The 19,461-nt window shown below is 31.4% G+C and carries 23 protein-coding genes, 1 tRNA gene and 1 pseudogene; 13 read left to right on the forward strand and 12 right to left on the reverse strand.

The genetic code is table 11. From position 1 onward, the window contains the following. Window positions 1-13: 13 nt before the first annotated feature. From ACTQYZ_RS02525 to ACTQYZ_RS02560, 8 genes and pseudogenes are all read right to left on the reverse strand, one after another. Window positions 14-628 (reverse strand): class II aldolase/adducin family protein, encoded by a 615-nt coding sequence (locus tag ACTQYZ_RS02525; RefSeq protein ID WP_441416027.1) that lies wholly within the window; start codon window positions 626-628, stop codon window positions 14-16. 45 nt (window positions 629-673) lie between these two features. Continuing rightward, window positions 674-1,966 (reverse strand): annotated as a pseudogene (locus tag ACTQYZ_RS02530) (PTS transporter subunit IIC). A gap of 23 nt (window positions 1,967-1,989) precedes the next feature. Further along, window positions 1,990-2,304 (reverse strand): PTS sugar transporter subunit IIB, encoded by a 315-nt coding sequence (locus ACTQYZ_RS02535; protein ID WP_441020727.1) that lies wholly within the window; start codon window positions 2,302-2,304, stop codon window positions 1,990-1,992. 16 nt (window positions 2,305-2,320) lie between these two features. Then, complete coding sequence (locus ACTQYZ_RS02540; RefSeq protein WP_441416028.1) at window positions 2,321-3,220, reverse strand: zinc-dependent alcohol dehydrogenase; 900 nt, start codon at window positions 3,218-3,220, stop codon at window positions 2,321-2,323. Further along, window positions 3,216-3,368: a hypothetical protein gene (locus ACTQYZ_RS02545; RefSeq protein ID WP_441415959.1), complete on the reverse strand. Its 153-nt coding sequence runs from the start codon at window positions 3,366-3,368 to the stop codon at window positions 3,216-3,218. Before ACTQYZ_RS02545 ends, ACTQYZ_RS02540 begins: the two co-directional genes overlap by 5 nt. 18 nt (window positions 3,369-3,386) lie before the next feature. After that, on the reverse strand, window positions 3,387-4,436 hold the full coding sequence (locus tag ACTQYZ_RS02550) for a PTS sugar transporter subunit IIA (protein WP_441415960.1): 1,050 nt from the start codon (window positions 4,434-4,436) through the stop codon (window positions 3,387-3,389). Further along, window positions 4,342-5,031 carry a PRD domain-containing protein gene (locus tag ACTQYZ_RS02555; RefSeq protein WP_441415961.1) on the reverse strand — a complete coding sequence of 230 codons (690 nt, stop codon included), beginning with the start codon at window positions 5,029-5,031 and terminating at the stop codon, window positions 4,342-4,344. Before ACTQYZ_RS02555 ends, ACTQYZ_RS02550 begins: the two co-directional genes overlap by 95 nt. A gap of 41 nt (window positions 5,032-5,072) precedes the next feature. Continuing rightward, complete coding sequence (locus ACTQYZ_RS02560; RefSeq protein WP_441416029.1) at window positions 5,073-5,246, reverse strand: hypothetical protein; 174 nt, start codon at window positions 5,244-5,246, stop codon at window positions 5,073-5,075. 559 nt (window positions 5,247-5,805) lie between these two features. On the opposite strand from ACTQYZ_RS02560, the gene ACTQYZ_RS02565 reads away from it, so the two are divergent. Then, window positions 5,806-6,417: a KpsF/GutQ family sugar-phosphate isomerase gene (locus ACTQYZ_RS02565; RefSeq protein WP_138268914.1), complete on the forward strand. Its 612-nt coding sequence runs from the start codon at window positions 5,806-5,808 to the stop codon at window positions 6,415-6,417. Window positions 6,418-6,537: 120 nt separating this feature from the next. On the opposite strand, the gene ACTQYZ_RS02570 is transcribed toward ACTQYZ_RS02565, so the two are convergent. Beyond that, window positions 6,538-7,482: a TIGR01212 family radical SAM protein gene (locus tag ACTQYZ_RS02570; RefSeq protein WP_441415962.1), complete on the reverse strand. Its 945-nt coding sequence runs from the start codon at window positions 7,480-7,482 to the stop codon at window positions 6,538-6,540. Window positions 7,483-7,728: 246 nt separating this feature from the next. Here ACTQYZ_RS02570 and rpe (ACTQYZ_RS02575) point away from each other — a divergent pair, with 246 nt between their 5' ends. The 12 genes from rpe (ACTQYZ_RS02575) to ACTQYZ_RS02630 all read left to right on the forward strand — a co-directional run bounded on the left by rpe (ACTQYZ_RS02575) (window position 7,729) and on the right by ACTQYZ_RS02630 (window position 17,413). After that, a complete protein-coding gene (rpe, locus tag ACTQYZ_RS02575) occupies window positions 7,729-8,376 on the forward strand; it encodes a ribulose-phosphate 3-epimerase (RefSeq protein WP_441020722.1) in 648 nt (215 codons plus the stop codon). Window positions 8,377-8,407: 31 nt separating this feature from the next. Further along, window positions 8,408-9,481 (forward strand): galactitol-1-phosphate 5-dehydrogenase, encoded by a 1,074-nt coding sequence (locus ACTQYZ_RS02580; RefSeq protein WP_441020721.1) that lies wholly within the window; start codon window positions 8,408-8,410, stop codon window positions 9,479-9,481. Further along, complete coding sequence (locus ACTQYZ_RS02585; protein WP_138268910.1) at window positions 9,481-9,960, forward strand: RpiB/LacA/LacB family sugar-phosphate isomerase; 480 nt, start codon at window positions 9,481-9,483, stop codon at window positions 9,958-9,960. Before ACTQYZ_RS02580 ends, ACTQYZ_RS02585 begins: the two co-directional genes overlap by 1 nt. Before the next feature lie 140 nt (window positions 9,961-10,100). Continuing rightward, window positions 10,101-10,784: a ribulose-phosphate 3-epimerase gene (gene rpe, locus ACTQYZ_RS02590; protein ID WP_441020720.1), complete on the forward strand. Its 684-nt coding sequence runs from the start codon at window positions 10,101-10,103 to the stop codon at window positions 10,782-10,784. 1 nt (window position 10,785) lies between these two features. After that, complete coding sequence (gene rpe, locus ACTQYZ_RS02595; protein WP_441020719.1) at window positions 10,786-11,460, forward strand: ribulose-phosphate 3-epimerase; 675 nt, start codon at window positions 10,786-10,788, stop codon at window positions 11,458-11,460. A 20-nt stretch (window positions 11,461-11,480) separates the two neighbouring features. Beyond that, window positions 11,481-12,533: a zinc-dependent alcohol dehydrogenase gene (locus ACTQYZ_RS02600; protein WP_441020718.1), complete on the forward strand. Its 1,053-nt coding sequence runs from the start codon at window positions 11,481-11,483 to the stop codon at window positions 12,531-12,533. Between the two features lie 177 nt (window positions 12,534-12,710). Continuing rightward, window positions 12,711-13,472, forward strand: a complete 762-nt coding sequence (locus ACTQYZ_RS02605) for an SDR family NAD(P)-dependent oxidoreductase (RefSeq protein ID WP_441020717.1) — start codon at window positions 12,711-12,713, stop codon at window positions 13,470-13,472. A 1-nt stretch (window position 13,473) separates the two neighbouring features. Next, window positions 13,474-13,854: a hypothetical protein gene (locus ACTQYZ_RS02610; RefSeq protein ID WP_441415963.1), complete on the forward strand. Its 381-nt coding sequence runs from the start codon at window positions 13,474-13,476 to the stop codon at window positions 13,852-13,854. 276 nt (window positions 13,855-14,130) lie between these two features. Further along, window positions 14,131-14,415, forward strand: a complete 285-nt coding sequence (locus ACTQYZ_RS02615; protein WP_441415964.1) for a PTS sugar transporter subunit IIB — start codon at window positions 14,131-14,133, stop codon at window positions 14,413-14,415. Window positions 14,416-14,501: 86 nt separating this feature from the next. Then, the gene (locus ACTQYZ_RS02620; RefSeq protein ID WP_441020714.1) at window positions 14,502-15,806 is read left to right on the forward strand and encodes a PTS galactitol transporter subunit IIC; all 1,305 of its coding nucleotides are present in this window, start codon (window positions 14,502-14,504) and stop codon (window positions 15,804-15,806) included. A 168-nt stretch (window positions 15,807-15,974) separates the two neighbouring features. Beyond that, window positions 15,975-16,051 (forward strand) — tRNA-Arg (locus ACTQYZ_RS02625). Between the two features lie 174 nt (window positions 16,052-16,225). Next, window positions 16,226-17,413 carry a CHAP domain-containing protein gene (locus ACTQYZ_RS02630; RefSeq protein ID WP_441415965.1) on the forward strand — a complete coding sequence of 396 codons (1,188 nt, stop codon included), beginning with the start codon at window positions 16,226-16,228 and terminating at the stop codon, window positions 17,411-17,413. 93 nt (window positions 17,414-17,506) lie between these two features. On the opposite strand, the gene ACTQYZ_RS02635 is transcribed toward ACTQYZ_RS02630, so the two are convergent. From ACTQYZ_RS02635 to ACTQYZ_RS02645, 3 genes are all read right to left on the reverse strand, one after another. Then, the gene (locus tag ACTQYZ_RS02635) at window positions 17,507-17,782 is read right to left on the reverse strand and encodes a hypothetical protein (RefSeq protein ID WP_441020712.1); all 276 of its coding nucleotides are present in this window, start codon (window positions 17,780-17,782) and stop codon (window positions 17,507-17,509) included. A 74-nt stretch (window positions 17,783-17,856) separates the two neighbouring features. Further along, window positions 17,857-18,690 (reverse strand): SDR family NAD(P)-dependent oxidoreductase, encoded by an 834-nt coding sequence (locus ACTQYZ_RS02640; protein ID WP_441020711.1) that lies wholly within the window; start codon window positions 18,688-18,690, stop codon window positions 17,857-17,859. A 12-nt stretch (window positions 18,691-18,702) separates the two neighbouring features. Continuing rightward, window positions 18,703-19,455, reverse strand: coding sequence for an SDR family NAD(P)-dependent oxidoreductase (locus tag ACTQYZ_RS02645; RefSeq protein WP_441415966.1), 753 nt, complete (start codon window positions 19,453-19,455; stop codon window positions 18,703-18,705). Window positions 19,456-19,461: the final 6 nt, after the last annotated feature.

Genomic DNA, 19,461 nt, shown 5'->3' on the forward strand with positions numbered 1-19,461 from the left:
ATATAATAAAGTTTTAAAGGTTATGAATTGCTTTTTCTTTTTGTTTTACAAGTTCATCCCATATTGGTATGTCTACTACTTTTCCATTTCCAATTTGCATTGCAAGGACCCATGCTTTTAGAGTATTATCAACAGCTTCCAATACTTTAAAACATTTTTCTAAATCAGAGCCTACGCATAATGCACCATGATTTCCAAGAAGCACAAGGTCGTGTTCTTTGATTTCATTTTCCATGTCTTTATAAATATCTTCTGTTCCTCCTTTACCCCAAGGAAGGCAAGGGATTCCTCTTGTTAGTAAAAATTCTTCGTGACATTTTGGATCAACTGTTTTACCAAACATTGAAAATGCAGTTAAATAAACACTGTGACAATGGATTACTGCACTGCAAGCAGGTCTATATCTTAAAGCTACAAGATGCATTTTATGTTCTGATGATTTCTTTACGCATCCTTCAAGTTGTTTTCCATCTAAATCTAAAACTGCTAATTCTTCTTCTGTTAAAGTAAGTTTTCTTGTTCCTGAAGGTGTTATGTATAGTTTCCCTAAATCTCTGTCTATGATTGATATATTTCCTTGAAAAGCATTTGTAAAACCTTTTTGTTCTAATAATTTTGAAATTCTTATAAGTTCTTGTTTTGTTCATTTTATTACCTCGTTTAAATTAAATTATTAAAATCCACTAAATAATTTTCCTAAAAGACCAATAATAACCACTTGTGTTTGTTGGAATCCACCACCAGTTATAAGAGGTGTCATTGAATCGATAACTCCAACGTCATATGCTAACTGCGTTGCTATAGGAGCCATAAAGTTTAAGCACAATATTGTCCAAGCAAGTAAGAATGTTCCTGCAAAAATTGCTTTAGGTAAATTGCCTTTTGCTACGAAAGCCGCTGCATGTCCTGACCATATCATTCCACCAAATAATCCTATAGGGAAGAATGTAATGTTAGGTAGAATAAATGCAAGTAGGATTGTTATTGGCATTAAAAACATTGTTACGATCATACCTGTTTTGTCTCCAAGACCTATTGAAACGTCCATACCAATAAGGATTTCTTCATCATTACCAAGTTTTTTCTTCATAAATGTTCTTGCTGCATTTGATAAAGGAACTAATCCGTCCATTAATAATGAAACCATTTTAGGCATAAGAACTATAACACTTGCTACGCCTATTGCCATTGATAATATTGTTCCGAAGTCTTGTTTTGTAATTATTCCAAGCAATGCCCCAACGAAGAATCCTACAATTGAAGGAGCTGTCTATGCTGTATATTTATCGTTTACATTGTTGATATCGAAATATAGTTTGTTTAATCCTGGTATTAAGTCATATATTTTTGCACCAATCCATGAAACAGGATAATGGGTTAACTGAGTGTCAAGGGTTGAACATGTAACTCCTTTTGGCATATTGAAATATCCCTGCCAAGAAGTTGCCAACTTATCCCCGATTTTACAAGCAACAACAGTTAAGAATAAACCTATGATAATTCCAAGTATGTTTGCAAGAAGAACAGATGCGCTAAGAGAAATAGCAACATAATATGTAACTGCAGAGGTTAATATTGCATTGTAATAGTTCCATATATCTACGTTTAATGTTCTTACAAATTTTGTTCTTACCAAGATAAAGTTTAAAATAAATCCAAGAGGGATAAGCCATAAAGCAAAGCTAGTAGACCAAGCCATTGATGCAATACTATCCCAGCCTAAGTTTACTGTTGTGAAACCTGTTCCAAGCTTTGTATAATATTCTGTTGCAGGTTCTACGGTTGATACAAGTAAACTAAGCATTAGATTAATTCCTGCGAAGCCGACTCCTATCATTAATCCATTTTTAAAAGAATCTACGAACTTTAATCCGAAAATTAATCCTAGAATTGTTACAAAGAAAGGTAAAATTATACTTCCACCCATATCTAATAAAAATTGGACTACGTTTAAAATAATATTCATTGTTTACCTCCTATTAAAATTTTTTATTCACTACTTAATTTTTGAAATAATTTTGTTAGTTCTTCTTTTACTTCTTCATCGCCAAAACCTGTGATAAGTGGAGCAACTGACATAGCAGGACAGTTTAAATTATCCTGAGAAATAAAATTTGACCAGTTAATTGATGTAAATAATACAACGTCAAAAGCGTAAGATTTTGTTTCTGATTCTTGGATAGTACTTTTTGATACATCAATTTTTACGCCTGCATTTTTTGCAATATCTTTTACTGCTGCTTCAGCATAAGATGATGTTGCAATTCCGCTCCCACATGCTACTAATACTTTTAATGTTTTCATTTTTTTTCTCCTTTCTTTATAATGTTTCATCAGAAATTTTAATTAAATTTTTAATACCAATTTGATTTGAATGATCTTTTAATGCTTGTACACAATTATCTAAAGTATAGTTTCCTGTTATCATTACATCTTCCGGAATTAATCCATTTACAATTGAATCAAATGCCATTTGTATTTGTTGGATGGTTGTATGGAACAGTCCTTTTATTGTTAGTTCTGAATAGTGAAGTAATGCTGTATCAACAGTGATCGATGTTCCTGGAGCACATCTTGCAAATTCTAACACTAATCCGCCTTTTCTTGCCATAGGTATTGTAAGTTCCCATGTTTTAGGAAGACCTACTGCTTCTATAGCAACGTCACAACCTCTTTCGTCAGGAGTAAGTTTTCTAACTTCTGCAATTTGGTCAATATCTTCTGTTACATGAACAGTCCATTTTGCTCCCATTTTTTTAGCCATTTCAAGTCTGTATTCACTCATATCGCAAGCGATAACTTGTGCTCCCATTGCTGAAACATATCTTATTATTCCAAGTCCCAATGGTCCTGCGCCATTTACTACAACGTAATCTCCAAGTCTTACATTAGCTGCTTCTGCACAGTGCATTGCGCATGCCATAGGCTCAACTGCCGGAGCAAGTTTTAAAGGTACATTTTCAGGTACTTTAAATGTGTTTGTTGATAGGATTTCTTTTTCTATTGCTATGTATTCTGTCCATGTTCCTCCAAGCCTTGTCATATTTGGGCAAATATTACTCATGCCCTTTTTACACCAGTAACATGTTTTACATGCTGTTGCGTCATGAGCAACTATTCTGTCTCCTATCTTAAAATCGTTGCATTCATCATCGATTTCGTAAACAATACCACTTGCTTCATGACCAAATATAGGGTTTTCACCTTCTCCTCTATCAATTGCATAGGGACGTTTGTATTTTTTTTACGTCTGTTCCGCAAGTAGTGACATAACAAACTTTCATTATTAGTCCACCTTTTGGACATTTAGGCATGGGCCTTTCTTCTATTCTTATATCGCCACGTCCATAAAATATTGCTGCTTTCATTTTCTCCTCCTTTATTTTTTATTTTGAATAATGTTTTATTATGTCCAAAATTTCATTTTTTGTTTTTGCATTTATTAGAACATTTCTGCTTTGTTGGTTTTGAAGTAAATTAAATAGTTGTAATAATGGCTTTTTATATTTATTTTCATCAATTAGAGATAAGGTTATTATTATTTTTACAGGATCATGTTTTGGATAGCCGAATATTACACCTCTTTTTAATGTAGTTATTGAAAATCCAAGCTTTTTACAATATTCTCCAGGAGCTAAGTGAGCTAATACTATTCCTGGAACAATTAGCATCTGTGGTCCCATTTCCTCAATAATTTTTATTATTGCTTTTTTATAATCGGCAGTTATATATTTTTTATCTTCAAGAATCATGGTTCCTTTTTCTATTGCTTCTTGCCATGTTTTGCAGTACTCATTCATTCTTATAAATGATGGGGGTATTATGTCGCTTAAATTTAGATCTTCTGATATTGGATAATTTGTAATATTGTTATTTTCTTTTATAAGTTCCATTAATATTTCATATTGGAGTTGTCTTTTATTTGTTTTGGGTTTGTATTTCATAACAACATTTGAAATATTTTCGGCTGTTTGCATTTGGCTATAGTTTATTTTGCTTTTAATAAATTTTGCCGATAAGTATTTATTTATCTTTAAAAAGTCTTTGTGGTTAAACATGGGACTTATTTTTATATATTCAACATTATTTAGATTTGCTATTGTCACAGTACTTATGATGTAATCACATTCATTTTTTATTTTTAAATTTTTAAGGATTTCTCTTTGTGATAAAACGGCTTTTATTTCTACATTGAATAAAGATGATATTTGCATTGCTATTACTTGGGCTGTTCCATATCCTGAACCACATACAATTATTATTTGAGGAACGTTTGTTTCTTTTTTGTCTTTTATATTTATAGCAGCAAGAAAATGCATTGCAATATATGATATTTCCTGTTCATTTATTTCTTCTTTCAAATATTCGTTTAAGTGCCTGCATACGATTTGAGTATTTTTTAATAAATTTGAATATTTTTTTTCCCATTTGTTCATAAATAGGATTGATAATTTTTTTTTGATATTTAATTCTGTATATTGTTGGTATAAGATGAGTTACTAATCCATCAATCACTTCATCTTTTTTTATTGCAAAATTTACTGAATAAAGCTCGCTTATTTCATCAATCATTTTTATGGCTATTTCTTTTATTTCTTTTGTTTCATTTTCTTCAAATGCGTATTTTGTGTCTTTTGTTATAACTTTTGCACCTAAAAGATGGACTGTAAAATAATATATTTCTTCTTTTGGAATATTAATTTTAAAGTGTTCATTTATGTTTTCGATTATTTGCAAAGTGAGAGTATATTCAATTGTATTGTTTAATGTTGTTTCTCCATTATTTGCATTTAATGAGCACTTGTTTTTAACTCTATGAACAATCATAGTTAGATAAATAAGTAGAGAGGAGAATGTTTCATCTGAAAAAATTTCTCCAAGTTGATTTTCTATATATTGAATTTGTTCAATTATGCATTCTTTATCAATATCTAAGAAAAGGTCATCAAGCAATTTTGATGTTATTTTATTTGGAGTGGAAATATTGCTTATGTAATTTACAAGATTTGACGGAGTGATTGTGCTTTCCATGAGTTCTTTGTATAGTGCTCTTCTTGTTATTTCATCTATATTTATTTTATTCCTTTTCCTGCTTTTTTTATTAGAGATACATTTCTGTTTTTAAACCATTTTTCTATTTCTAATAAATCTTTTGTTATAGTACTTATAGATGTTGATAGTTTGTTTGATAAATGTTCCATTGAAACATAGACGTTGCTTTTTAACAAAAAAGCGCCTATAAAAATTAATCTTTCTTATTTTGTGTATTTATATGTGTAAGCAGGTGTGTTTTTAACATATTCATTAAAAAAATTTTTCGATTGTTCGTTTTTTATTAGGCAAATACCTTTTTTATAGTCTTTTTTTAGAAAAAAATATTTTTTTCGTAAACAAATGTCTTCTATTTTTTCTATGTTGTATCTTATTGTTCTTTCAATGTATCCAAGTTAATTACTTAAATCTTTAATGGAAATGAAGTTATCTTTTTCATAAAGTAATTTTAAAATTTCAAAACATTTATTATTTAATTCCATCCTGCACCTCTTGAGTTAAAATTATCAAAATAATTATTTCTATTCAATGAATCTCTCCTTTAGTTTCTGTTAAATGAAATTAACGAAAATATATTATTGTTAAAATTATTACTTTTATCTTTCGTAATATAAAAAGTATAAGATTTTAATAAAACTTTTATAAAGTGGTAATATTTTCTAGTTTCGTTTTGAAACTAATCGAAAGATATTGAAAAAAACATTTAAATTGATATAATGTATTTATATAAATACAGAAAAGGAATGGTTTATCATGGAAAAAAACGAAATAATATCAAAAGGTAAAAAAGTTATTGAAATGGAGAGATATGAACTTGGAAGATTGATGGATTCTCTTGATGATAACTTTGTTAAAGCCGTAGAAATGATAACTGATTGTAAAGGTAAAATAATTTTAACAGGAACAGGAAAATCAGGTTTAATTAGTAGAAAAATTGCTGCAACTCTTTGTTGTACAGGTAAACCTGCATTTTTCTTAAGTGCTTACAACTGTGAAAACGGAGATATTGGTGCTATTCAGCCAAATGACCTTATTATTGCGATTTCAAATAGTGGGGAAACAAATATTTTAAAAGAATTAGTTATTCCTTCAGCAAAAACAATTGGTGCAAAAGCGATTTGTTTAACAGGGAATACCGAATCTACACTTGCAAAACAATGTGACGTTGCATTATATATAGGAGTAGAAAAAGAAGCTTGTCCAACCGGTGTAAATGCGACAACTTCAACAACAAATACTTTAGCAATGGGTGATGCTCTTGCTATGGTAAGTGAAGAAATCAGAGGCGTTACAAGAGAGCAAGTTCTTTTCTATCATCAAGGTGGCGCTTGGGGTGAAAAATTAAAAGAAGAATTTGAAAAATAATTAATATAATGAAAAAACACACTACAAAAAGTAGTGTGTTTTTTTATTTATTATGTATATATTATTCACTATATATTTATATAAAACATAATAAGTATTTTAAATTTTCCTAATACTTAATTAATTTTTATTGTACTTTTTACCTTGATATGCTTCTCTGATTTTGAATTCATGGTGCAGGGTATTTAATACTTTCTTTTTGTTTCCGCTCCATATGGGAGCAATAAGTATTTTCTTGGGGCCGTCTCCTGTTATTCTATGAATTACGATATCTTCTCTTAAATGTTCAATACAGTCAATTACAGTATCAATGTATTCTTCCATTGTATAAACTTTAAATTTATTTTCTATATAATCTTTTGCAAGATCCGTGTCTTTTAGAACATGAAGAAGTTGGAGTTTTATTCCTTGTATATCCCTTTTGTTTAAGTATTCTATTGTTTCTATTATATCTTTCCTATCTTCTCCGGGAAGTCCTAAAATAGCATGAACAATAACATCTATATTTTCTTTTCTTAATTTGTTTACCGCATTTTCAAAACAATTGAGATCATATCCTCTTCTTATATATTTTGCAGTTTTTTCATGTATTGTTTGAAGACCAAGTTCTATCCAAACAGGTTTTATTTTGTTTAATTTGCTTATAAGCTCGATAATCTCGTCATCTAAACAGTCCGGTCTTGTTGCTATAGAAAGTGCAATAATATTGGGGTGGAATATTGCTTCTGTGTACACTTTTTCCAGGTAATCTATTGGAGCATAAGTATTTGTGTAGGCTTGAAAGTATGCTATGAAGTCAGATACAGTTGATTTGTTTTTCATTATTTCTATTTGATTATTAATTTGAGTTTGTATATCTTCTTTACTTTTCCCTGCAAAATCTCCGCTTCCTCCTCTGCTGCAAAATATACATCCTCTTGTATCTATTTTTCCATCTCTGTTTGGACATGTCATTCCAGCATTAATTGATACCTTATAAACTTTTTTATTAAATTTTTCTTTTAACATGTAATCAAGGGAGAAATAAGGCTTTTCTCCCCATTTTTTATTATTTTTTTCTTTCATAAAAATATAATATCATTAAAAAATTTTATTTACAATATGAAAGATTATGTAAATAAAACTTTAAATTTTTTATATAAATTGTCATTTTCTAAGGGTAAAATACTATTTTTCAATAAAGAGAAAATGTAAAAATATTTTTTTTTGTTTCTTTTGGAAAATAATGAAAAGTGCTTGAAAATTTTACATTAATGCTTATAATATATTGTAGATAAGAAACAAATAGAAATAATAAAGGAGAAAAGAAAAATGGTAAAATTATCACCTTCAATTTTCGGAGCTGATTTCGGTAGATTAAACGAACAAATTAAAGCTGTTGAAGACTGTAAAGTAGAAATGTTACATATTGATGTAATGGATGGGAACTATGTTCCAAATATCGCATTTGGTCCAGATCAAATCGCTATGTTAAGACCAAATACAGACTTATTCTTTGATGTACATATGATGGTTAGAGAACCAGATAGATATATTGAAAGAATTGTTAAAGCAGGAGCTCAAATGATTACTGTTCATGCAGAAGCTACAACTCATTTACACAGAAGTTTAATGCTTATTAAATCTTTTGGTGTTAAATGTGGTGTTGTTTTAAATCCTGCAACTCCACTTGATGTACTTAAATATGTTTTAGATGATATTGATATGGTTCTATTAATGACTGTTAACCCAGGTGGCGGCGGTGGAAAATGCATCATGGGTATGGTTGAAAAAGTTAGAGAACTTAAAGAAATGATTGGAGATAGAGATATTGACATCGAAATCGATGGTGGTATAAATACTGAAAATGTTAAAGAGTTTGTAGATGCTGGTGCGAACGTAATTGTTGCTGGTTCTTTTGCATTTACAGGAGACGTTGAAAAGAATTTACAAGCTTTAAGAGAAGCTGCTGACAAATAATGTTATTTAATTAATAAGGAGATGAAATAAAATGAAAGCTGCAAGACTATATGGAGTTCAAGACTTAAGATTAGAAGATGTTCCAAAACCTGAAACAAAACCTGGTGAAGTTTTAATTAAAGTTAAAGCTGTTGGTATTTGCGGTTCAGACTTATCAAGATATCGTAGCCACGGACCAAAATTCCCAGAAAAAGGAATCTTTACTTTTGGTCATGAATTCAGTGGACAAATCGAAGCTGTTGGTGAAGGCGTTACTAAATTTAAAGCTGGAGATAGAGTAACTGCTTGTCCTGCTCTTCCTTGCTTTGAATGTGAATATTGTAAAAAAGGCGAATATGCAAGATGTATGACTCTTGAAGTTATAGGTGCTGTAAGAGATGGTGCTTATGCTGAATATATTACAATGCCAGAAGTTAACGTTGTTCCAATTCCTGACAATGTAACATATGAACAAGCTGCTGTTATCGAACCTACAGCTGTTGTATATCATGGTTTATATAAAACTCAAATGCAACCTGGAGATGATGTAGCTGTTATGGGTTGTGGTCCTATCGGATTACTTTCAATCTTAGTTGCAAAAGTATTCGGTGCTAAAAGAATTATTGCAATTGATATTATGGAAGAAAAACTTGAATGGGCTAAACAATGTGGTGCTACAGATGTAGTATTATCTAAAATAGATGATTATAATTCAGCAAGAAACGGTGTACTTGAAGTGACAAACGGAAGAGGTGCTGATGTTGTTATTGAATCAGGCGGAACTCCAATCACATCTGCTCAAGTACTTGGTCTTGGATGTAAAGGTGCTAAAGTATTATACTTAGGTATTCCTTACGGAGATGTTAATATCCCAAGAGAATACTTTGAAAAAATCGGCAGAAGCGAACTTACTGTATATGGTTCTTGGAATGCTATTCAACAAGGATTCCCAGGAAAACCTTGGACTTCTACTGTAGCGGCACTTGAAAAAGGATTAATTGATTATAGTCCTATCATTACACATAGATATCCACTTGATGATATTGAAGAAGTATTTAAAGCTAATTTTGAAAGAAAAACATTATTTGGTAAGATTATGTTCTTCCCAGAAGGAGTAGAAAAATAATGGAAGGTCAATTTAAAACTATTGCAATTGGTTCTGATCATGCAGCAATCGAAGAAAGAAAATTACTTATAAAAGAATTAGAATCTTGGGGGATCAAGGTTATCGATATGGGGCCTGATGCTCCAAAACCTCCTGTTCAATTCTCTTTAATAGCAGAAAAAGTTGCTCTTGAAGTTGTAAACGACAAAACAGGCGAAACAGGTGGTATTTTAATGTGTGGTAACGGAGTTGGAATGTCTGTTGCTGCAAATAAAGTTCCAGGTGCAAGAGCTGCTGTATGTAACGAATTATTTACAGCTAAATTTGCTAAAAGTGATACAAAACTAAATATTTTAACTATGGGCGCTAGAGTTATTGCTCCAAGAATGATGGCTGAAATAGCTAAAGTTTGGATTGAAACAGAATATTCAAAAGAACCAAGATTTACTGAAAGACTTGGTGTAATGGCTGAAATGGAAGCAAAATATCGTACAAAATAAATTTAGTTTAAGACAATAATCCTAAGGAAGACATATTGCCTTTTCTTTAGGATTTTGTTTTTATCATTGACCCTAATATTAAAAAAATATAATAATGTAAGAAAATTAGGGCATAAATTTTATGAAAGGATATAACATTTATGGATAAAATTGCAGCTTCAATTATGTGCGGAAATGCTTTAGAATATGGTGAAGAATTAGATGCACTTAAAGAAGCAGGCGTGGATATGATCCACTTTGATGTAATGGATGGCGAGTTCGTAAATAACTTAGGCATGGGGCTTTATATGCTTGAAGCAATGAAAGAATATACTGATATGGTATTTGATGTTCATTTAATGGTTGTTGAGCCTGATGTATATTATGAAAGAATCGCAAAAACAGGAGCGGAATATATTTGTATTCATGCTGAAGCGGTAAAACATTTACACAGAAGTATCATGGCTATTAAAGCAGCTGGCTCTAAAGCAGGTGTTGTTTTAAATCCATCTACTAACTTAAATGTTTTAAAAGAAGTTATAAAAGATATTGATTTGGTTTGTCTTATGACTGTTAATCCTGGTGGATCAGGAGAAAAATTCATTCCAAACCAATACAAAAAAATTGCTGATCTAAAAGCAATGAAAGAAAAATATAATCCTGACTTGTTGATTGAAGTAGACGGTAATATTGGACCTGAAACAATCCCTGGATGTGCAAAAGCAGGTGCTGATGTTTATGTTTGTGGAACAAGTGCTATTTTTAAAGGGGATAGAAACTTATATAAACCTTTAACAAAAGAAATGAAAGATATAATACATAAAGCAGTAGGGGAGGACAAATAAGATGAATGATTTAAAAGTATCAGCGTCAATTATGTGTGGTAACCCTATGAAGTTTGGATGGGAACTTGAAAAGCTTGAAAAAGCCGGTGCAGACATGATTCATTTTGACATGATGGACGGACATTATGTTGAAAATATAGCTATGGGTATATATATGCTTGAACATATGAAAAAGAAAACAAAAATTCCTTTTGATGTTCATCTTGCAATGTTCCATCCTGAAAAACATATTGAAAAATTATGTAGTATTTTAGATGAAAATGACTTTATTCACGTTCATCCTGAAAGTACTATACATATACACAGAGTATTAAGAGATATTAAAAGAATGGGTGTAAAAGCAGGTGTTGCATTAAATCCTGCAACAAATGAAGATGCACTTGAATATTTAATCGACGATATCGACATTGTTCTTGCAATGACGGTTTCTCCTGGATTTGCCGGTCAAAAATTTATCAAACAAACTCTTGGTAAAATTGAAAATATAAGAAAAATGGCAAATGACAGAAATCCGGATTTAATGATAGCCGTTGATGGAAATATTAATGAAAATACAATTCCAAACTGCGTAAAAGCAGGCGCAGATGTTTTAGTGGCAGGAACATCATCTATCTTTAAAGGTGATGATGCTGATTATAAAGAGTTTATTCAAAAAATGAAAGACTCAGTAAAATAAAAGAAAGAGGTACAATTCAAATGAGTGAAACAATGAGAGGCTTATGCCTAAATGAAGACAGACAACTTGAACTCAGAGAGTTCCCTGTTCCAGAACCTAAAAGAGGATATGTAAGAGTTAAAGTAAAAAGAGGCGGTATCTGTGCTACAGACTTAGCTTACTGGAAATTCGGTTCTGATAGATTAGGTGAACTTCCTGTAATTATCGGACATGAAGGTTGTGGTGTTGTTGATAAATTAGGTGAAGATGTTACTGATGTTAAAGTTGGTGACAGAGTTGTTGTTATGACTACATATAAAGTATGTGGTAAATGTAAAAACTGTGCAGTAGGTAACACAAACGTATGTATCGAAAGATTAGGTATCGGTTCTAAAAAGAATGGATGTTTTGCTGAATACGTAGAAGTTCCTTCAACAAGCTGTATCCCAATGCCAGATAACATGAGCTTTGAAGAAGGTGCTTTAATCGAAGTATTAGCTTGTGGTATCCATGCTGTTAGAGAAACAACTACTACACATGCTGACGAAGTTGTTGTAGTTTGTGGTCCTGGACCAATCGGTACACTTGCTGCTTTAGCTGCTAAAGCAAACAACTCAACAGTTGTATTAACAGGTATCAACCAAGATAAACACAGATTAGAAATCGCTAAAACATTAGGTATTGATTACTGTGTAAACCAACAAGAAGAAGACTTAAAAGCTCTTGTTATGGATTTAACAGATGGCTATGGTGCTGATGTTGTTGTTGAAGCTTCAGGTGCTTATCCATCATTAAATACATGTCTTGACATCGTTAAGAAAACTGGTACAATTTCTCAAATGGGCGTATTCCATGGTCCATCTCCAGACTACTTAGACTTAGGTAGAATTCAAGAAAAAGAAATCAGAATCCAAGGTACACTTTCTCAAAAACCAACAGCTTGGAGAAGAGCTATTGATTTAGTTGCTGCAGGCAAAATCAATATTAAACCTTTAGTATCTGACGTTATGAAACTTGAAGATTGGGAAGAAGCTTTCAACAAAGCTGCTAACGTAACAGGTTTCAAAGTTTTATTTGACCCAGAAATGAAATAGTTAAAAAAAGGTGCTTTAAGCACCTTTTTTTTATATGTGGTCAAAATAATGAAAAAAGTTTAAATTGTTACAATTGTCATTAGATAAATATAAAAATTACAATAGTAATTGACATTAATGTTCATATGTTATATAATAATGACAACAAAATACAATGTTTAGGAGAGTGAAATAATAATGGCTAAGAAAAATGTAGTTATTACAGGCGGAGCCAAAGGTATTGGTAAAGCTATTTGTGAAAAATTTATTAAAGAAGGTTACGAAGTTATTATCGTAGACTATGATGAAGCTGGTATGCTTGAAACTCAAAAAGAATTACAAGAAAAAGGCGCTACAGTTTATGCTATAAAATGCGATATCTCTAATTTAGATGATTGCAAAAAAGTTGCTGAATTAGTTGAAAAAGAATACGGTTATTTAACAACATTAGTTAACAATGCTGCAATCGGTCCTAGTGGAGATCCAAAAGAAATCAGCTTAGACCCAGTTTTATTCCAAAGAACAATGGGAATTAACGTAAATGGTCCTTTCCATATGATTGTTTCTTTACTTGACTTATTACTTAAAGCTAAAGAACAAGATCAAGTTCCTTCAGTAGTTAACGTTGCTTCAACAGCTGCATTTACTGGTGGTGGCGGAAGCGTTGTATACGCTGCAAGTAAAGGTGCTGTAGTTTCTATGACAAGAAGTTTTGCAAGATTCTTTGGTGATACAGGTTTAAGAATCAATGCAGTTGCTCCAACATTAATTATGACACCACTTATGGCTGAAAGATTCAAAGATGATCCAGAAGCTTTACAAAAGAGAAAAGATTCAGTTCCTCTAGGAAGATTTATGGATGTTACAGAAGTTGCTGATATAGTTTACTTCTTAAATACACCTTCATTCATCCATGGTGAAGTTATTATTGCTGACGGCGGAAGAAGCTTAAGTGTATAATATGGATACAAATAAAGATATAGATATTAAAGAAAAAGATCATTTGAACGAAGAGAATAAAGACGAAGATAAAGAGTTTCATTTAGATGCGACGAGTGGGGAAGATAGAAGAAAAATACTTGCCAGCTATAAGAAAAGTTTAAGAAAAAGAGCTTTTGCTCCTTTAATAGGTGGTAACGTTGGTATTAATCCCATAGACCTTTTAAAAGAAGAAGAAGCTGAAAAAGCTAAAAATCAAACATTGGATATTTATGATTTAATGGAAAGAAGAATAGCCATGTTAGAAAAAAAGGTTGATCAGGCTCTATCTATGGCACGATTTTCATTTTATGTAAGTGTAGTTGCTATTTTATTGATGTTTTTATTGCTTTATATAAAATAGGGAGATTTTTCTCCCTATTTTTATGTAAATAGTAATATTATTAATTTAAAGTAATATATATTAATGTAATTTAATTTGTTGTTTTACTTTTATATTTTATTGACAAATTAAAGTTAAAGTATTATACTATTATTGTAACAAAGTTTCATTGTTGTTTTATTGTAACAATGATGAAAACCTTTCGATAGATTATCGAGATGCTTGACAATTTAATATTAAATGATTAATTAGGTTAGAATATTTTTCGCTTACAGATTTAATCGGGGGTGATTAGATATGAAAACAATTTTGGTGGCTTGTGGAACAGCAATTGCTACTTCTACAGTCGTTGCAAAAAAAGTAAAAAGACTTTGCGAACAAAATAATATTGAAGTAAAAACGGTTCAGTGTAAAGCTGCCGATGCTGCTTCTAAAGCAAATGAAATATTACCTGATTTGGTAATAGGAACTTGTGATTTACCTGGAACATTCCCTTGCAAAAAAATTAACGGAAGGGCTTTTTTAACAGGTATTAAGTTACAAGATTGTATTGATGAATTATTGGAAACATTAAAAAGTTAAATTCATTAGGTATTATAAGAACATTTACGTAGGCGGGAATATTTAACATAGAAAACAAACAATTTTAATTTTAAAGGAGAAAAACAATGCAAGTCGTAACAAATATATTTAGTTATATAATTGACATGGGTGCATCAGTAATGATGCCTATTATCTTTACAATTTTAGGTCTTGTAATGGGCGCTAAATTTGGTGAAGCTTTAAGAGCTGGTATGACTTTCGGTGTTGGTTTCATCGGACTTAATGCTGTTATCGGTATTATGTCTAGCACAGTTACACCAGTTGCTAACGCATTAGTTGAAAACTTAAACTTCAAATTAACAGCTGTTGACGTTGGTTGGGCTGCTGGTTCAGCTATCGCTTGGTCAACAGAAGCTGTTCCATTCGTATTCTTAGCTGTAATCTTAACAAACATCGTTATGATTATGTTAGGCTGGACAAAAACAATGGACGTTGATATCTGGAACTACTGGCATGTATTATTTACAGCTTCAGCTATCCTATTAATCTGTGGTAACTCTGCTCTTTCTTGGGCTTTCGCTATCGGTCAAGCAGTATTAATGATGGGTATTATCTTTATCGTTGCTGACTGGACACAAGCTGACTGTGCTGAAATCTTTGGTCTTGAAGGTATTTCATTACCTCATATCCAATCTATGTGTAACTGTATTATTACATACCCATTAGATAAATTATTAGGTATGATCCCTGGAATCAAAGACATTAGCTGGACAAGTGAAGGTATCGCTGAAAAACTTGGTTTATTAGGTGAACCTATGATGATGGGATTCATTATCGGTGGATTCTTATCAGCTTTAGCTCAATTTACAGCTCCACAAGTTAATGTAGGTGCAGCTATCCAACAAATTCTTATCGTTGGTATGAACATCGCTGCTGTATTAGTACTTATCCCTAGAATGGTTGCATTACTTATGGAAGGTTTAATGCCAATCTCTGAAATGACTCAAACTTTCCTTGAAAAGAAATTCCCTGGTAGAGAACTTTACATTGGTCTTGATGCTGCTGTAGCAACAGGACATCCATTCGTAATTTCTTTAGGTCTATTAGCTATTCCTATTATCTTAGTAGAAGCTGTTGTTCTTCCATACAACTCTTTACTACCATTAGCTGACTTAGCTGCTTTACCATTCTACGTAATCTGTGCTGTATTACCAAACAAAGGTAACTTATTCAGAGGTTTAATCGAAGTAATCATTATGTGTGCTATTTACTTATGGTTCTCTACATATGCTGCAGACGTTATGACATCTTTAGCAGGTGCTGCAAACTTAACAATTCCTGAAGGTGCAACACAACTTTCAAACATCGCTTTAGGTGCTCAATGGATTACTTGGTTCCCATTCATGATTGCTAAAGCATTATTAGTTTAATTTAAATATTAATTAAATTTTAGTAAAATAATTTAATCTGGTCACACCCAAAGGGTTCTCAATTGAGAACCCTTTTTTATTATTAAAATATTATTGCAAAAAATAAAACTTATGGTATAATAGGTAAGTAATACATATGTATTGTTTTTTCATTTTTATATAATATATGCGCCCTTAGCTCAGCTGGATAGAGCGTTTGACTACGGATCAAAAGGCCGGGGGTTCGAATCTTCCAGGGCGCGCCATTCGACATTAAACACCCTTGAGGTGTTTTTTTTATTAAAAGTTGTTATTTATAGAAGTAAATAAATTATAAAATAATTTAAAGAAATATGAAAAATATAGTAAATATTTGACAAAATATGAAAAATATTATAACATTATAATGACTAAAACTATAAGTAAACTTTGGAGAAACTATGAAGAAAAAAATTATTGCGATTATTTTACTGCTTTTTTGTGTTACTGCTTTTTTGGATTTTCCATTTGCCACTGTTAGTGCAAAAAAATCTACTGAGCAGCAGTTAGAAGAGAAAAAACAACAAATAGAAAATAAAGAATCTGATTTAAAAGATGCATCAAGTGAAGCTGATCAACTTCAAAGCGAAATAGATGATTATGAAAGTAAGATTTCTGAATTAAACAAAAAAATAAAAACTCAGGAGTCTAAGAGAGATAAAGTTGAAAAGCAACTTGAAGAAGCTCAAAAGAAATTAGATGAAGCAAAAGAGAAGAAAGAAAAATATGAAGAAATATTTGCTGAAAGAATGGAAGTTATGTATATGTATGGAAGTAGCGGATATTTAGATGTAATCTTTTCTTCTTCTGGATTATCAGATTTAATAAGCAATATATCTAATTATAAAGAGTTAGTTACATATGATCAAAGTATAATAAATAATTTACAACAAGCTGAAGCAGAGATTGCAACGCAGACAAAAAAAATAGAAGATGATAAAAAAGAACTTGATACTATAATTGCAGGATTAGAAGCAGATAAAGAAGATCTTAATGTTTTGACTGAAGCTAAAAAGTATCAGTTAACTGACGCAAATGAAAGTATCGAAGCTATTGAAGAACAACTTGATATACTAGAAAAAGAAGCTATTGAGTTAAATGATAAACTTTATGAAGAAAATATAAAAAATGGTAATTACTCAAATGGTAATGCATATTACGGTAGAGGCCGTACAGCTGTTGTAAATGCTGCAAAAGCTCAAATAGGAAATTACAATGGAGAAAAATTCTGGAGTTGGTATGGATTTAATTATAGAGTTTCATGGTGTGCATGCTTTGTTTCATGGTGTGCAAATGAGGCAGGTTATATTAAAGCCGGCGTAATTCCAAAATTCTCATATGTTGATAATGGAGCTAATTGGTTTAAGGCAAGAGGAAGATGGAAAGGCAGAAGTTATAAACCATCTCCAGGTGATATTATATTCTTTGATTGGGATGGTAATGGAGTAGGAAATCATGTAGGTATAGTTGAATATGTAAGTGGAGGAACTGTACATACAATTGAAGGTAATACGTCTAATATGTGTGCAAGAAGAGGCTATTCTATAGGTTCTTGGAGCATTATGGGTTATGGAGTTCCAAATTATTAAAATAAAAAGCGGTATAAAATACCGCTTTTTTTGAACATATTTTATATATTTTAGGGTAATAAAAAAAGAGAAGTAAAACTTCTCTTTTTTTAATTATTTTAATTTGTTAATTGCATCATAAAGTTTTTTTGCACCCATTTGAGGATAGTTTAGTGCTAAACCATCGATTACAGGAATATCTGTATCAGGAACTTTTACACCAACTTTAACGATAGCATCAGGAGCTTCTGAAGCCATTAAGTCTTCAATCTTATCTGTAATAACATTACATTTTACAACTTCAACGTCTTTTCCACAGTTAGTGTGAATTAAATCTTCAAATTTAGCAAATTTAGCATCTTTCATACTTGCTGCAATAATAATTTTCATGCTCATTCTCCTTTTCTTGTTACTTACAATATTATAATTTATATTACAAATGAATGCAAGTATTCTTATGTAAATTAGTATAAGTTAAGTTTTGAAGAAGAAGGATTTAGTGTCTTTAATCCACCGTCAATATAAATTGTTTGTCCTGTAAGATAATCTGACAAATCAGTTGCTAAAAATTCAATAACTTTTGCACAGTCTTCTGTATTTCCAAGTCTTCCCATAGGAACTTTTTCTGTAAGTTCACTAAATTGTTCTTCAAAATGAGCATCCCATTTTACTGTGTGGATATATCCTGGAGCAACTGCATTTACATTTACTCCATATGGAGCAAGTTCTAATGCAAATGTTCTTGTTAATGCGTCAACGCCTGCTTTACCTGCAGAGTAATGTGCTTGCGTAATGAATAGAGGTACAGAGCCTCCAACGGAAGAAATATTAATTATTTTACCACTTTTTTGTTTTTTCATTTGTTTTCCAACATATTTGCAGAAAATAAATGTTGAAAGTAAATTTATATGTAGAGCATGAACAAATTTATCAGTGTCCATTTCAGTAGCAAGGGCAGGACCAGCTCCTCCTGTTCCACCAACATTATTAATTAAAATATCAATATGTCCAAATTTTTTTATTACTTCGTCTACAACCATTTTACCAAATTTATCATCGGTTGCATCACCTTCAAAAGCCATTGATTTTCTTCCGAGAACTTCAATTTCTTCTTTCACTGTTGGTGCAAGTACATCTTTTTCTTTAAATTTTGTAGCCTTTACATCTAAATCTGTAATAACAACATCTGCACCAAGTCTGGCAAGTCTAAGAGCATATTCTCTTCCTATGCCTCTTGCTGCTCCTGTAATTAAAGCGACTTTTCCTAAAAGTTTTTCTTCCATTTTATTCTTCTCCATAATTTTATAATTTTATCTTATTGTTCTTCCACCATCTACGTGGATTTTTTGACCTGTTACATAACTTGACATATCACTTGCGAAAAATAGTACAGCTTGAGCTGTTTCTTTAGGATCCCCAAAACGTCTTAGTGGTATTTCTTTTGTTACTCTATTTCTTTTTTCTTCATCAAAGAATTCTTTTACCATGTTTGTTTCTGTAGGTCCTGGAGCAACTATATTACATCTTATGCCGTTTACTCCATGATTTTGTGCAATTGAACGCATTAACAGTTCTACCGCAGCTTTACTCATTGCATATGGACCGTTTCCGCTGCTTGGCTGAGCAACCGCAGAGGATGATATGCTAACAATACTTCCTCCTGTTCCTTGTTCTTCCATTTGTTTTAAAGTAAGTGTTGTCATATAATATGTACCATCTATATTGGTTTTCATTACTTTATGATATTCTTCATCAGTTATATCAAGGATATTACCTTTTGAAAGTCCCATTCCTGAGTTATTAACTAAAACGTCAATATGTCCAAAAGCATCAAGAGATTCTTTTATGATTTTTTTGCAATCATCGTAATTAGAAATATCTGCTTTTACAGTTATTGCTTTTGAACCCATTTGTTCAATTTCTTTTTTTACTTCATTGGCTTCTTTTTCGCTTGATCTGTAATTTATTACAACAGATGCATGGTTTTTGCCAAATAATTTTGCAACTTCTTTTCCAATGCCTGTTCCAGCGCCTGTCACTATTGCAACTTTGTTTGTTAACATTTTAAT

The sequence above is a fragment of the Anaerofustis sp. LCP19S3_F7 genome (genome assembly GCF_052119445.1).
GTDB classification, from domain to species: domain Bacteria; phylum Bacillota; class Clostridia; order Eubacteriales; family Anaerofustaceae; genus Anaerofustis; species Anaerofustis butyriciformans.

Excerpts from the sequence above, each read along its gene's own strand:
- ACTQYZ_RS02535 (WP_441020727.1), bottom strand. The coding sequence starts at position 2,304 with ATGAAAACATTAAAAGTATTAGTAGCATGTGGGAGCGGAATTGCAACA.
- ACTQYZ_RS02545 (WP_441415959.1), bottom strand. The coding sequence starts at position 3,368 with ATGAAAGCAGCAATATTTTATGGACGTGGCGATATAAGAATAGAAGAA.
- ACTQYZ_RS02550 (WP_441415960.1), bottom strand. The coding sequence starts at position 4,436 with ATGAACAAATGGGAAAAAAAATATTCAAATTTATTAAAAAATACTCAA.
- ACTQYZ_RS02555 (WP_441415961.1), bottom strand. The coding sequence starts at position 5,031 with ATGGAAAGCACAATCACTCCGTCAAATCTTGTAAATTACATAAGCAAT.
- ACTQYZ_RS02565 (WP_138268914.1), top strand. The coding sequence starts at position 5,806 with ATGGAAAAAAACGAAATAATATCAAAAGGTAAAAAAGTTATTGAAATG.
- ACTQYZ_RS02570 (WP_441415962.1), bottom strand. The coding sequence starts at position 7,482 with ATGAAAGAAAAAAATAATAAAAAATGGGGAGAAAAGCCTTATTTCTCC.
- rpe (WP_441020722.1), top strand. The coding sequence starts at position 7,729 with ATGGTAAAATTATCACCTTCAATTTTCGGAGCTGATTTCGGTAGATTA.
- ACTQYZ_RS02580 (WP_441020721.1), top strand. The coding sequence starts at position 8,408 with ATGAAAGCTGCAAGACTATATGGAGTTCAAGACTTAAGATTAGAAGAT.
- ACTQYZ_RS02585 (WP_138268910.1), top strand. The coding sequence starts at position 9,481 with ATGGAAGGTCAATTTAAAACTATTGCAATTGGTTCTGATCATGCAGCA.
- rpe (WP_441020720.1), top strand. The coding sequence starts at position 10,101 with ATGGATAAAATTGCAGCTTCAATTATGTGCGGAAATGCTTTAGAATAT.
- rpe (WP_441020719.1), top strand. The coding sequence starts at position 10,786 with ATGAATGATTTAAAAGTATCAGCGTCAATTATGTGTGGTAACCCTATG.
- ACTQYZ_RS02600 (WP_441020718.1), top strand. The coding sequence starts at position 11,481 with ATGAGTGAAACAATGAGAGGCTTATGCCTAAATGAAGACAGACAACTT.
- ACTQYZ_RS02605 (WP_441020717.1), top strand. The coding sequence starts at position 12,711 with ATGGCTAAGAAAAATGTAGTTATTACAGGCGGAGCCAAAGGTATTGGT.
- ACTQYZ_RS02610 (WP_441415963.1), top strand. The coding sequence starts at position 13,474 with ATGGATACAAATAAAGATATAGATATTAAAGAAAAAGATCATTTGAAC.
- ACTQYZ_RS02615 (WP_441415964.1), top strand. The coding sequence starts at position 14,131 with ATGAAAACAATTTTGGTGGCTTGTGGAACAGCAATTGCTACTTCTACA.
- ACTQYZ_RS02620 (WP_441020714.1), top strand. The coding sequence starts at position 14,502 with ATGCAAGTCGTAACAAATATATTTAGTTATATAATTGACATGGGTGCA.
- ACTQYZ_RS02630 (WP_441415965.1), top strand. The coding sequence starts at position 16,226 with ATGAAGAAAAAAATTATTGCGATTATTTTACTGCTTTTTTGTGTTACT.
- ACTQYZ_RS02635 (WP_441020712.1), bottom strand. The coding sequence starts at position 17,782 with ATGAAAATTATTATTGCAGCAAGTATGAAAGATGCTAAATTTGCTAAA.
- ACTQYZ_RS02640 (WP_441020711.1), bottom strand. The coding sequence starts at position 18,690 with ATGGAGAAGAATAAAATGGAAGAAAAACTTTTAGGAAAAGTCGCTTTA.
- ACTQYZ_RS02645 (WP_441415966.1), bottom strand. The coding sequence starts at position 19,455 with ATGTTAACAAACAAAGTTGCAATAGTGACAGGCGCTGGAACAGGCATT.